The following is a 12,590-nucleotide window of genomic DNA, read 5'->3' on the forward strand; positions in this document are numbered from 1 at the left end:
CGACCTGAGTCAACATCAGCCCGCTATTGTAGACAAGATGAAGAAAGCCTATGCTGATGCGGCCTAGTTAGCGCTACGAATTTCCGTAGAGGTTGGATTCACCTCCGTCGATGGCAATAGTCTGTCCATTTACATAACCATTTTCTTCACTGATAAGAAAGGCTACTAGTTTAGCCACATCTTTTGGCTGCCCCAAAGCACGGGTGGGGTTGCGTTGCGAATATTCGCGTTCGGCAGCTTCTGGGTTATCAGGATTTACTTGTTTGAAAGCTTCGGCGACCATGGGTGTCAATATGGCGCCTGGAGCAATGGCGTTGGTCAGTATCCCATCTTTTCCGTACTCGATGGCCGCATTTTTTGTCATGCCGCTGACGGCGTGCTTGGTGGCTACATAGGGTGTCTGGTTTACGACACCTCGGATACCGCCTACAGAGGCCACATTTACAATACGACCGTACTTTTGTTTTTGCATAACGGGGATAACGTGTCGCATACCAAAGTACACACCCATGAGGTTAATATCGACGACTTTACGGAACACATCAAGATTGTATTCGGCAAGTGGAGCCTGACGGCCCTCAATACCTGCGTTATTGTATAAACCGTCTATCCTACCAAACGAAGATTCGGCAAGCTCAACATAGGCCTTTACGTCTTCTTCTTTGGATACGTCTGCGACGTGGGTTACAATTTCTGCATCAGGAAATTCCGCACGGATCTCATCTGCTGCTTTTTCAAGCGCTTCTTTATTGTAATCTACCAATACTTGTTTGGCACCTCTGGTAGCAAACTCCTGGGCAGCAGCAAGACCTAGTCCCATAGCTGCTCCCGTGATAATAATTACTTTTTTATCCATCTCTTTAATATTTAAACCAGACTTACAAAGCGTATAGTTGCTGGATGTCATATCAAATATACCACTTCTGTGTTAGTGTTTTGTTAAAGTAGGGTAATATCAAAATTAAGCAATAACAAAAGTTCCATTATTGAAAGTATAAAAGCTTCCATTGCTAATGGGTAGTTTTTTTGGATAGAATAGTTCCGTCAAACTTTGGTATTCCAACAGCGGTGATGAACAGGCGCAGTGGTAAAGCTATACTTTTAAATTAATGGTTGTTTTATATTAGGATAATCTTAACTTTATACCAATAACTTATTATTGCGGCAGTTTCTCAAACATGAATGCAAACGACCTAGGCACACTTAATCATACAATCAGCTTGCTAAAAGAAGGCGACTTGGATGCCTTTCGTGTCTTGTATGACCGCCACTTCGAAGTTTTGACGCGACGGCTGCAGACCTTTTTGCACGACGATATATTGGTTCAAGAGGTCGTGCAGGACACATTTGTGCAGGTGTGGCTAAAAAGAGAAACGATAGATCCGGCTAAAGACTTTCTGGCCTGGATCAGCACTATAGCCAAGCGAAAATCCATCGACATCCTCCGCCGTCAGGTCAAACTAACGCTTGCCATGGACGAACTTAAGGCCGAGGAATCGTATGAACCTAGCGCCGAACAGGCACTGATACAGCGGGAGGAGCATGAAAAGCTGTCCCGCCTATTGGATGTACTGCCGGAGCAGCAGCGGCAGGTACTGATGTTGGCTAAGCTCCATGAACTCAGCTACCAAGAGATAGCCGACAAGATGAAGATATCCAAGAATACGGTGAAAAACCACCTTGTAAAGGCGATGAAAGTCCTTAAATACCGGACAACGATTTTTTTCATCTTTTTTCTTTTCTGACTAGTCCTTTTTTTTCTTCCATTCGTATTAAGGATAACAAAACAAGTATGGATCAAAAAGAAAGAATAGCAGACCTGATCATCCGGTACGGCCAGCAGCAGTTAAACGCTGCGGAGCTCCAGGAACTATCAGTCTATCTTACACAGCAAACGGATAGTGAACTATCGGCGGTGCTTGACGATCTCATGGCGGGAGAAACGTCCGGTAGAGGTAACTTGGATAAAGAGCAAGTTTTTCAACTTATTATCAACGACAAGCGGATGGCGTCCGACCTTCCGCAGCGGTCACGCACACGCACGGCCAGCCTGTGGCCAAAGCATATCTTGCGCTGGGCAGCGGCCATCATCGTCTGTTGCGGCTTAGGTGTAGGTATGCAGCAATGGAAGAAGGGGACCGTAGACAGCAATACCGCCGTCGCCGCAGTCATCCTTCCGGCCAAACCCTCCGCCAACTTAATGTTGGAGGACGGGACGGCCTTACCGCTTGCTGCCGGGCAGCAGGAGATTGTACTGAAAGACGGTGGGATTTATTATACTAATGGCGAAACTGTCGGCCTCCCGCGGTTGCTTGCAGAAGAAACAGTTGTCCTGGCTACGCCGATGGGCGCAACCTACAGCATCCGCTTTGCTGACGGGACACACGTAAACCTCAATGCAGGATCTAAAATCAGCTTTCCACTCGTCTTTTCTGCCGAACGACGAAGGGTGGAACTTGACGGGGAAGCGTATTTCGACGTGCAAAAAGGAACAGCAGCAAGCTGGCCGTTTGAAGTGCATTCCGGAAACCATGTGGCCCGTGTGTTAGGTACCACCTTCAACATACAGGCGTACAGTGATCAGAATAAATACACGACGACATTGTACACCGGCAGTTTGGAAGTAGCGGACACCAAGCGGCCTGATCAGAAAATGAAGCTCCTGCCGCGGCAGCGTCTGGTCGCCGAAAAGGAGAAGGCCCCCACGCTTACGGCGCTTGCCGATACGAGGGAGACCGATTGGACACAGGGCGTCTTTGTTTTCAATGACCGACCGCTCTCCGACATTGTGGAGGAACTTGAGCGATGGTACAACGTAGAGTTTGTGTTCCAAGACAAGCTTCAGCAGGAAGTATTCACCGGTGTGGCTTCCCGCGGGCAAAGTTTGCAGGAGGTATTGGAACTTCTCGAGCTGACCGGTACGGTCGATTTTCGTATTCATCAGCGTAAAATTTCCATATTCAAGGGTATATAGACCTGTATCAAACTTCATAAACTTTTATTAACGAAAAATGAGACGACGATTTTCATTTCGCCGCCTGTTGGACATCCAAGCGAGGAATGGCTACAGGCTGGCAGCGTCATGCCTGCTCGCTGCAATATTACAGCTGGGGGGGCAAACGACGGCGCAAGAGATCAACCTGCAGAAAAAAAACTATGCGCTTAGCGACTTGCTTGAGCGGATGGAGGAGCAGAGTGGCTACAACTTCTTTTACAACAGGAAGCATGTCGAGGATAAAAACGTATCGATAGGAATTCCACGGGGCACGGTGATAGCGATCCTCGACAGCGTGCTGCCCCCGCTGGGACTCCATTATGAAAGGAGGGAGGACGCTATCGTGATTTCGCAGCGGAGAAATCCGGCCGTGCAGCCTGTAAACCAGCAGATGCTCCAAGGTCGGGTGCTGGACAACCAGGGGCAACCTTTGAAAGGCGTAACCGTCCGCGCAACGGATGGGGGAGCTTCGACATCGACAGACGAGAACGGTAGCTTTAACCTTAGCGGTAGCGTTCCGATGGAAGTCTCCTTCCATATGGTGGGATATAACGCGCTCACCCAGACGCTTACTAGCGAAGTTGGTCAAGCGATCACACTTAGCCCGTCAAACAGCGAGCTCGAGGAAGTTGTCGTCGTCGGCTACCGATCTGTGCGACGCGATCAGGTGAACGGCGCGGTATCCGTGGTGAAGATGGAGGAGAAGGAGAAGCAGACGATTACGCACTCCTCGCAGGCGCTGTACGGGACGAGCGGTGTCTGGATCAACCAGGCGGGCGCCAAACCAGGAAGAGATGGGGCGACCATTCGTATACGGGGAGTAAATACGCTGAATAATGCTAACCCGCTCGTGCTGCTCGATGGGATAGAATATTCGCTCAACGAGATTGATCCTGCCGATATCGAAAGCATCACCGTGCTGAAAGATGCTGCCGCAGCAATCTATGGCTCGCGTTCTTCGAACGGAGTAATCCTTGTCACCTCCAAAAAAGGCGCTGCCGGCAAAACGAAGATCGATTTTAGAGCGCACACAGGTATTCAAGAAGCGAGCTTCCTTCCTGACGTGGTGGACGACCCGATATTGTATATGCAGATGCGGAACCGTGCGGAAGCTAACTCAGGTAAGACGGCGCTTTCATACTCTCAGGCGCAGATCGATGAATACCGCGCAGGACTCGGGACAGATCCGTCCGTTTATCCGGCATCCAACTGGTTCGACATCGCCTTGGACCGCGGTATGCTTCAACAGTATAATGCGCGCGTGACGGGAGGAAGCGAGCAGATCAACTTTACCGCCGGAGCAGGATATATGGATCAGAAAGGAATCTTCATCGCTAACGACGATGCCAAACGATATTCTTTTGATATCAAAGTATCGGCACAGGCGACGCCCCGTCTGAAACTGAATGCCGGTTTTATCGGAAACCTCAGGGAATTTAATGAGGTGGGCTATGGTACGAGCACGGTAATGAGCGTGATCATGCGGGGCCTGCCCATCATGTCGGACTACCGCAGGGGCAATGTGTATGGTTCTACCTGGCTCTATACCCCGGGGCGTAACAATATCGAAAACCCGCGTATGGAAGTGGAGCAGGGATTCACCCTGCGGGATTATCAGGAAACGTTGACCAACCTCTCCCTCGAATATAAACTTCCATTGGGTATTACCTATCATAATACACTCGGCTACAGGCGTATTGATCATTTTAGTAAAGACTTTATTCCGCAGATGTATACGGTAGATCCGAAGACCGGTGATATGCGTAACTTCAATGGTTCTGCGCCCCGCGTAAAAGACTGGGACTCCCTAGATAAACAGTTTACCTTGTCGCACCGGCTGGTTTTTGAAAACCAATGGGATGGGCATAACGTGCACGTGATGGCCGGGCAAGATTATCAAATCAATGACGGACGTCATTTTCAGGCCTATAACTGGGGTTTTTACGACAATACGTTATGGGAGCTTAATGCGCTATCGGACCAAACGAATGCACAGGCGACGGGAGGATCCGCTGTCAGCAAGCTTGCGTCGGTTTACGGACGGGTGGCATACGATTATCAGGGTAAGTACACCCTAGAAGGAAGCTTACGCTATGACGGCTCCTCAAGATTCGCCCCAGGCAACCAGTGGTCGTTCTTTCCATCAGCATCGGTGGGTTGGACGGTTAACAAAGAGTCCTTTTTTAAATCCGAATCCATCAACTTTTTAAAACTGAGAGCATCGGTGGGCAGGCTGGGTAACCAGGCCGTGGGTATCGGTGTTTACAATAGTACCTTCAACATAAATCCGAGTTATAACTATAGTTTTGGCGGGACAACGGTCGGCGGCGCCGCAACGGCAGCCCTGACAGACCGGAACATCCGATGGGAGTCGACATTATCGTATAATGCCGGCGTGGACATGAGCCTTTGGAATAAATGGAGTATTACGGCCGATTATTTTTACAAACGTACTTTTGATATCCTCCGAGCCATTAACATCGCAAGCCAGGTGGGGGGGCTGACAGGACCGACTGTAAACCTCGGAAAGGTGGACAACAGAGGCTGGGAGGTAGGATCGTCATTTACGGATAGAAAAGGCGACCTTTCGTATTCGTTTAATGGATCGATATCCTATGTCAAGAACAAGGTTGTCGATATAGGTGGGCAGCAAGTCATCTCCGGACGGCATATTATCAAAGAAGGCTACGGCATTAACTCGTACTTCCTGTACGAAGCGACAGGCTACTACCAGTCGCAGCAGGAAATTGATGAGGCGACAGCCGTGTACGGAACGCGGTCTAAATTAAAACCGGGGTATATAAAGTACGCGAATTATAATGGTGATAACTACATCGATGATGCCGATAAGATCATTACGGGGAGCTCCATTCCGACATGGACGTACGGCTTGGGGTTACGCGTGGGGTATAAAAGTCTAACGCTGGAAAGCCAGTTCCAGGGCGTTGCGGATGTCGATGTCTATCCGACGGGAAACGTCGCCTTTCCTTTCAACAATGGAGCCAACGTGACATATGAATGGGCGAGAGATTCCTGGACGCCCAGCAACCCGAATTCAAAACTGCCGCTCCTGACGACCTATACCGACGCGGGTGAGAACTTTATCAACTCTACTTTTTGGTTGCAGGATGCATCGTATCTGCGGATGAAAAACATCACGCTAGCCTATCAGATTCCGGACAGCTGGATGTCGCGTTTAGGCATACGGAAATTATCGATTTACCTTAGTGGTCAAAATCTATTGACGTTCAGTAAGTTCAGGTTGTGGGATCCAGAGCTTACGACGACCAAAGGGGATCTCTACGAGTATCCTAATTTAAAGACTTACAGTGCGGGAATCAATCTAAATTTTTAACGAAGATCATGAAAAAGAATAAAATAGGAAAGCTTTTACTCTTGGTTGCGACGACGTCTTTCTTAGGCTCCTGCGACCTGACCGTAACGCCTACCGACAGGTACGACCAAGAAAGCTTCTGGCTGGGAGCTAAGACGGCCCAAGCTGGTCTGGTGGGATGTTACTCAGCCCTTTCCAATCAATATCTGTATGGCAATGCCTCGGTACTCTGGGAAGAATCAGCATCGCCGAACGCTTACAACTATGATAATAGGCTTGGATGGAATAATGTGTCGTTGGGGACACATACTGCAGACATTGCGCTAGTGAACGGCAGGTGGTCTGCGGCATACACGGGTATAGGTCGGTGTAATGCACTGCTGGATAATATTGACGGTAATCTGGAGCTTACGCCCTCGCAGATCGCGCAGATGAAGGCGGAGGCACGCTTCCTGCGGGCGCTCTTTTACCATCTACTGATCAGCTACTATGGAGACGTACCCTTGATTACGGCCGAGGCGGACATTGCGCAGGGCTCCCTGCCGCGTACAAAACGGGAGGAGGTAGCCCAGTTTATTGTCCGTGAGCTGGACGAGATAGCCCCGGCTTTGCCGATACGTTACCTGGATAACGCAGATTTTGGAAGGCCTACGCGAGGGGCAGCGCTCTCCCTGAAAGCAAAAGTCCTTCTATTTGAGGCCAGCCCGCTTTTCAATGCGGACGACAGCCGCGAAAAATGGCGGCAGGCGGCTGATGCTGCGAAGAGTGTCATCGATCTTGGTGTCTACAGCTTATATCCTAACTACCGCACCCTGTTCTCCGCCGCTGCAGAAAACGGTTCGGAATCTATCTTTGATATCCAGTTTAATAACGAGCCTAATCGCGGCAGCAGTTTCGATGTGACGATCAGACAGTATGGTAATGCCGCACCGCTGCTTGATTTGGTGCAAAGTTACGTTATGGTGGACGGAAAGCCGAAAGAAGAGTCTGCATACAGCGAGTCGGATACCTATGAAAACCGCGATCCCCGTTTCAAGCAAACCATCGTTTATCCGGGCTCCACATTTTTAGGAGAGATTGTCCGCAACGACGGAAACAATACCAATTTTAAGGTGGTGCAAACGGGCTTCGCCTTTAAGAAATATAGTATATATGATGCGGGGACGGCGACGACAGCCCAGATACAGATTGGAGATAACATGTCGGAGATCAACTATATGGTGTTGCGTTATGCGGATATATTGATGATGTATGCAGAAGCGAAAAACGAACTGGGAGAGCTTTCAGAGGATGTATGGAACATGACTGTGCGTCCGATACGTCAGCGGGCAGGCTTCTCGCTGCAGAGTGTACTGGACTATCCCGGTAGCAATCCGTCGAAACTACGGGAGCTTATACGGTACGAACGCCGCATAGAGTTTGCCGGCGAAGGATACTATTACAACGACGTACGCCGATGGCGTACAGCCGAAAATGTGCTTAGCGGTACGATCCGTAAACATGATGGCACGCCGATCATAACACGGACGTTTGACGCGGCCCGCGACTACTGGTGGCCCATTTCAACGACACAGATGGAACTGAATCCAAATCTTAGACCTAACAACCCCGGCTGGGGACAATAAAAATAAAACAATGAAAGTAATACAATATTTTATTTTAAGCTGCATGGTGGTGTTATTATCGTGCAAGGAGGACCAGGCACCTATCCTCGATTTCTCGGATCCTTTTGGTGATAGCTCGGACGAAAATGTGCCTGTGCCCGGACTATGGGAGAGTGAACGTCCTATTCTGATCAGTGAACAATCGGAGAGCCAGGTGCTGATCATCGATTCGCCAAGTAGAGGGGAGCTATGGTCGTGGAAGGCTTCGGAAGTGCTAAACGCGCCAGAGGCCGCATGGTTCCGGCAGATCGACGAAGCGAAAGCGGTATACAATCGGGAGTATGTGCTGCTGACGGCGTCGAGCGGAGGTGTTGCACTGGTTCGGATAGCTGACAAGAAGATCATGTTCTATACCAATGCCAAGGGAAATCCGCACTCGGCAGAGGTGCTGCCCGATGGAAACATCGTCGTGTCTTGCAGTACGACCTCGGATGGTGAGGGGGATGCACTCAAGCTATATAAGGTGGATTCCTTGTCGGCATATGTGCCAAAAGAGGTAAAACGCTATAACCTCACGTTTGGGCACAACGCCGTTTGGGATCTGAAGCGGGATGTCCTTTGGGCGACAGACGACCAGAACCTCTATACCTATCGCTACAATGGCGACAGCGCTGATCCCGAACTTATAAAGCAGGAGGTTTTTTACGGCCTGCCGGATAAAAGTCCGCATGACCTGTTCCCTGTATACGGAAAAGATCAGCTTTACCTCTCTACGGCAACAGGAATCTTTATTTTCGATATAGCATCGGAAACATTTTCCCCACACCCGTATGCTAAAGCTAACATCAAGTCAATTTCTGACGGACCGCAGGGTTTTGGCACGCTGGTCATTGAGCCTAACATGTCTTACTGGACAGACAGGCTGACGAATATCCGCGGAGTCAGCGTTTTTTTCAAACCGGGGTATAAAATGTATAAGGCACGGTGGTTCATAGATAATCCCTTCAGCTATCCTAAAAATCATCCCTATGTTCAATCAAATTAAGGCGCTAAGAGCCGAAAATTTATTCATGTATTGATGCTTAAAATAACTTATTAAAATGGCAAAAAACATTTTTTTATATCTGCTGCTATCGACACTTTTAGTTGGCGCATGCCAGCGTGCTGACGATCCGCAGCCCTGGCAACCAGACTTTATCATGACGAACCTTCCCGCAACATTGTCTATAGAGGGTGGTGTCGAGTTTGAGTTGTACATCGCCGACGCAGAGCCCGGCGTGCAGTACTTTTGGACGATGCCACAAGCACTGGAAATCGTCGACGGCCAACAGACAAATCGGATCGTCGTACGGGGAAGCGCTGAGGGCGGCGTTATTCCGGCAAAATCTATCGGCGTACAGGGCGAGCGTAATGGGGAAAAGAGCTTTACACGCTGGTTCTACAAAGAGATCACGCTCCTTGCACCGCCACCGTCACTGGAGAACTACCGGACAAAGCGCTACGGTAGCAAGACCTGGATGATCGAAAACCTCAATGAGAAGGGCGCAGACGGCAACCTCGGATGGGACTACAATAACGATAATGGAAAGGCGTCGATCTACGGCAGGTTGTATACCTGGCATGAAGCGATGACCGGTATACCTAAAGCTACGGAAGCTGACAATCCTTTTACTTGGGGAGCGAGCGGCATTGACGATGCGGGCAACGCTTACATTCTCGATGGCACAAGTGCAAACGCGTTTAACATACAGGTTCAGGGAGGCTGTCCGACGGGATGGCATGTGCCCAATGTCAATGACTGGTACGACCTGTTGGTCGCTCTTAAGACCGAATATGTGATACCGGGTAATACATTGGCGGATATCGGGTCAACCAAAGATGGCTATACCATCGGCTGGGGCCGTGAAATAGGTGTGGTCAACTCGATCACCCTGACGAACTGGGGGATTGTCGCACCGTACCTGAAGGGTAGCAGCCCCGTGAGCAGCGGCGGACTGTGGCAGGGAGGAACGACGTTTTATTACGGGGGTAATGCCAACTTCCCTGGCGGAGACTATCCACTATATAAAGAGTTAAGCCGTGAGATAGATTTCAACATACTGCCTGCCGGCAGATGGAACGAGGGTTCCAAGATCTTTCAACAGGAAGGGGTTTACTCTTATCACTGGGTCGCGTTTTTAACGACGGCGGGGACACATAATCCACTTCGCGTTACGGTAGGATCGGGCAACGCGAATTTCTCGAACGGCGCCGAAACTGCCGCAAATGGATATTCGTTGCGTTGTGTAGCAAACTACTAGCGGTTAGGATATTGAGATCGGCTTGGAATTTCCAAGCCGATTTTTTTATTTCCTTAATGTTATGGCTTTATACTTTACACCTTCATAGGGTGTAGAAACCATCGAAAAGTTTTGGGTATAAGTTTTTTAGGTCCAAATGATTTTAAAACCCTAAGCTCCATGCTTGTTTAATCTTCACCCTACTCCTTGACCTCGTCTTTCAATTTTTGCAACGCTGTTTTTTCCGTCCGGATGTTAAGAAACTCCACAAGAACAGAGAAAGCCATGGCAAAATAGATATAGCCTTTGGGAATGTGCTGGTCAAACGCCTCAGCGGTTAACGAAACACCGATAAGTAACAGGAAGGCCAATGCAAGCATTTTGACTGATGGATAATCATTAACAAATCGGGAGATGGTTGAGGCAGAAAGGAGCATAATCCCGACTGCGACGATGACCGCTGCTATCATAACGCCTATTTGATCTACCATTCCAACGGCTGTGATGACCGAATCAAGTGAGAAAACTAAATCGAGAATGATAATCTGTATAATGACGCTCCGGAAGGTGAGGGGTCTATTTCGGTTGCTAGCTGTCTCTACATGTCCTTCGACCTTATGATGGATCTCTGTGGTTGCTTTATAAATAAGGAATAAGCCACCAATAAATAAGATCAGGTCTCGACCAGATAAGGTTAGGTATCGATACCATGAAGGATTTTCTATATTAAATGTATCTCCTAGATTGAGGAAAGGCTCGGTCAGACCCATAATCCATTTAATAGAAAATAATAAACCGAGTCGCATAACCAAGGCTAGCAACAAACCAAGTTGCCTGGCTTTCTTTTGTTGTTCTAGCGGAAGCTTACCACTCTGTATAGAGATAAATACGATATTGTCGATTCCGAGCACAATTTCTAGGAGCGTTAGCGTTAAAAAGGAAATCCAGATTTGGGGATCGGTGATCCATTCCATAATAGATGATTTTAGTTCTTAAAGTAATACACCGAATGTGCTAAAAATGTTTAATTGCGGATACAAATCTTTTCGATCTATACTGCATAAAATATTCGTGTACAGACACCGTAGGTATGGCGCTATTCTCAGTTTCGTCCTTTACATAGATCTTTTTAGTATGCTAATAACTCATTTGTACGATTTCGTATACATCATCTGGTGTCAGGGATTTGTACTCACCAATGCCGGTCAAGTTTCTGTTGATGAAAGTCTGTTTGATACGTGCTGCGGTATCTTGGTAATCCGTTACGTAATCGGAAAGCTTGGTGGCAATATCCATGCTATGGAAGAAGTGTTCCATCTGCGCAATTCCTGCCTTAGCTTTTTCTTCAACCGTACCTTCGGTGACTCCCCATACACGTTCTGCATATTGCGCCAACTTTTCTTTTTTAGCCTCAAAATTATAACGGTAATGGGATGGAGTAATAATCGCCAGGGTACGTGCATGGTCTATGCCATAATAGGCTGTGAGCTCATGCCCCATAGCGTGTATTGCCCAGTCGGTTATTACCCCTTTTTGAATGAGACCGTTGAGCGCCATGGTACAGCACCACATAAAGTTCGCCGCGGCACCGTAATCAAATTCCGGTGTCATTAGTTTGGAGGCTGTTTCCTGCAGGCTGATCAGAATACTTTCGGCGATCCGTTCTTGCAGATCGGCAGCCGAAGGTGCGGTGATGTATTGCTCCAGCACGTGTGTATACGCATCGGTGATACCATTGATGATTTGCCTTCTGGGGATTGAGCGTACAACTTCGGGATCCAATATCGAAAACTGCGGAAATACCCCCGGGCCGCCAGCAGCCAACTTTTCGTTTGTTTCTTTTCTGGATACCACATATCCCGAGTTCATCTCGGAACCGGTGGCTGGTAGCGTCAGGATAGTTCCGAAAGGCATGCCTTGATCTTCCTCTGTGCGGATCCGAAGTTTCAGGATATCCCAAGGGTCTCCTTGGTAACCTACTGCAGCGGAGAGAAATTTGACGCCATCGATCACAGATCCGCCGCCAACGGCCAAAAGATAGGTTACTTTCTTCTCTTTGATAAGGGCCAAGGCCTGTAGCAGTATGTCATATTCTGGATTGGCAGGAACACCCCCGAATTCATAAACTGTATGCTTATGCAGCGCGTTCTTAACTTGCTCGTAAATGCCATTTTGCTTAATGCTCCCACTGCCGTATACCATCAATACGATGGCATCCTGTGGGATTTCGAGCGCGACTTTAGGTATCTGGCCCTGGCCGAAAAGTATTTTTGTTGGGTTCTTATATTCGAAATTGATCATGTTTCTTACGTAGTTTATGGTACAAAATTAAAGAACAAAATACTTCTCCGTGTTGTTTTAATGTCAATTCCGAAACG

Annotated in this window: 9 protein-coding genes; 6 read left to right on the plus strand and 3 right to left on the minus strand. The window is 48.4% G+C overall.

The features are described 5' to 3' along the window. Window positions 1-73 precede the first annotated feature (73 nt). Window positions 74-856 carry a glucose 1-dehydrogenase gene (locus C5749_RS01990; RefSeq protein ID WP_181151254.1) on the minus strand — a complete coding sequence of 261 codons (783 nt, stop codon included), beginning with the start codon at window positions 854-856 and terminating at the stop codon, window positions 74-76. A gap of 322 nt (window positions 857-1,178) precedes the next feature. Here C5749_RS01990 and C5749_RS01995 point away from each other — a divergent pair, with 322 nt between their 5' ends. The 6 genes from C5749_RS01995 (at window position 1,179) to C5749_RS02020 (ending at window position 10,233) form a co-directional block, all read left to right on the plus strand. Next, complete coding sequence (locus C5749_RS01995; RefSeq protein ID WP_105722534.1) at window positions 1,179-1,745, plus strand: RNA polymerase sigma factor; 567 nt, start codon at window positions 1,179-1,181, stop codon at window positions 1,743-1,745. Window positions 1,746-1,792: 47 nt separating this feature from the next. Continuing rightward, window positions 1,793-2,974: a FecR family protein gene (locus tag C5749_RS02000; protein ID WP_105722536.1), complete on the plus strand. Its 1,182-nt coding sequence runs from the start codon at window positions 1,793-1,795 to the stop codon at window positions 2,972-2,974. A gap of 37 nt (window positions 2,975-3,011) precedes the next feature. Next, complete coding sequence (locus C5749_RS02005; RefSeq protein WP_105722538.1) at window positions 3,012-6,350, plus strand: SusC/RagA family TonB-linked outer membrane protein; 3,339 nt, start codon at window positions 3,012-3,014, stop codon at window positions 6,348-6,350. Between the two features lie 8 nt (window positions 6,351-6,358). Then, window positions 6,359-7,954, plus strand: a complete 1,596-nt coding sequence (locus tag C5749_RS02010) for a RagB/SusD family nutrient uptake outer membrane protein (RefSeq protein WP_105722540.1) — start codon at window positions 6,359-6,361, stop codon at window positions 7,952-7,954. 10 nt (window positions 7,955-7,964) lie between these two features. Beyond that, window positions 7,965-8,978, plus strand: a complete 1,014-nt coding sequence (locus tag C5749_RS02015; RefSeq protein WP_146113659.1) for a DUF6528 family protein — start codon at window positions 7,965-7,967, stop codon at window positions 8,976-8,978. Between the two features lie 154 nt (window positions 8,979-9,132). Continuing rightward, on the plus strand, window positions 9,133-10,233 hold the full coding sequence (locus tag C5749_RS02020; RefSeq protein WP_219847878.1) for an FISUMP domain-containing protein: 1,101 nt from the start codon (window positions 9,133-9,135) through the stop codon (window positions 10,231-10,233). A gap of 179 nt (window positions 10,234-10,412) precedes the next feature. Here C5749_RS02020 and C5749_RS02025 read toward each other — a convergent pair whose 3' ends face one another. Together C5749_RS02025 and C5749_RS02030 are read right to left on the minus strand one after the other, a co-directional pair. Further along, window positions 10,413-11,186, minus strand: a complete 774-nt coding sequence (locus tag C5749_RS02025; protein ID WP_105722545.1) for a TerC family protein — start codon at window positions 11,184-11,186, stop codon at window positions 10,413-10,415. Between the two features lie 163 nt (window positions 11,187-11,349). Beyond that, complete coding sequence (locus C5749_RS02030) at window positions 11,350-12,513, minus strand: iron-containing alcohol dehydrogenase (protein WP_105722547.1); 1,164 nt, start codon at window positions 12,511-12,513, stop codon at window positions 11,350-11,352. Window positions 12,514-12,590: the final 77 nt, after the last annotated feature.

The sequence above is a fragment of the Sphingobacterium gobiense genome, from assembly GCF_002980575.1.
GTDB classification, from domain to species: Bacteria; Bacteroidota; Bacteroidia; order Sphingobacteriales; family Sphingobacteriaceae; genus Sphingobacterium; species Sphingobacterium gobiense.

What these genes read in the sequence shown, in the direction of transcription:
- C5749_RS01990 (WP_181151254.1), bottom strand. Translation starts at nt 856, where the DNA reads ATGGATAAAAAAGTAATTATTATCACGGGAGCAGCTATGGGACTAGGT.
- C5749_RS01995 (WP_105722534.1), top strand. Translation starts at nt 1,179, where the DNA reads ATGAATGCAAACGACCTAGGCACACTTAATCATACAATCAGCTTGCTA.
- C5749_RS02000 (WP_105722536.1), top strand. Translation starts at nt 1,793, where the DNA reads ATGGATCAAAAAGAAAGAATAGCAGACCTGATCATCCGGTACGGCCAG.
- C5749_RS02005 (WP_105722538.1), top strand. Translation starts at nt 3,012, where the DNA reads ATGAGACGACGATTTTCATTTCGCCGCCTGTTGGACATCCAAGCGAGG.
- C5749_RS02020 (WP_219847878.1), top strand. Translation starts at nt 9,133, where the DNA reads ATGACGAACCTTCCCGCAACATTGTCTATAGAGGGTGGTGTCGAGTTT.
- C5749_RS02030 (WP_105722547.1), bottom strand. Translation starts at nt 12,513, where the DNA reads ATGATCAATTTCGAATATAAGAACCCAACAAAAATACTTTTCGGCCAG.
- C5749_RS02010 (WP_105722540.1), top strand. Translation starts at nt 6,359, where the DNA reads ATGAAAAAGAATAAAATAGGAAAGCTTTTACTCTTGGTTGCGACGACG.
- C5749_RS02015 (WP_146113659.1), top strand. Translation starts at nt 7,965, where the DNA reads ATGAAAGTAATACAATATTTTATTTTAAGCTGCATGGTGGTGTTATTA.
- C5749_RS02025 (WP_105722545.1), bottom strand. Translation starts at nt 11,186, where the DNA reads ATGGAATGGATCACCGATCCCCAAATCTGGATTTCCTTTTTAACGCTA.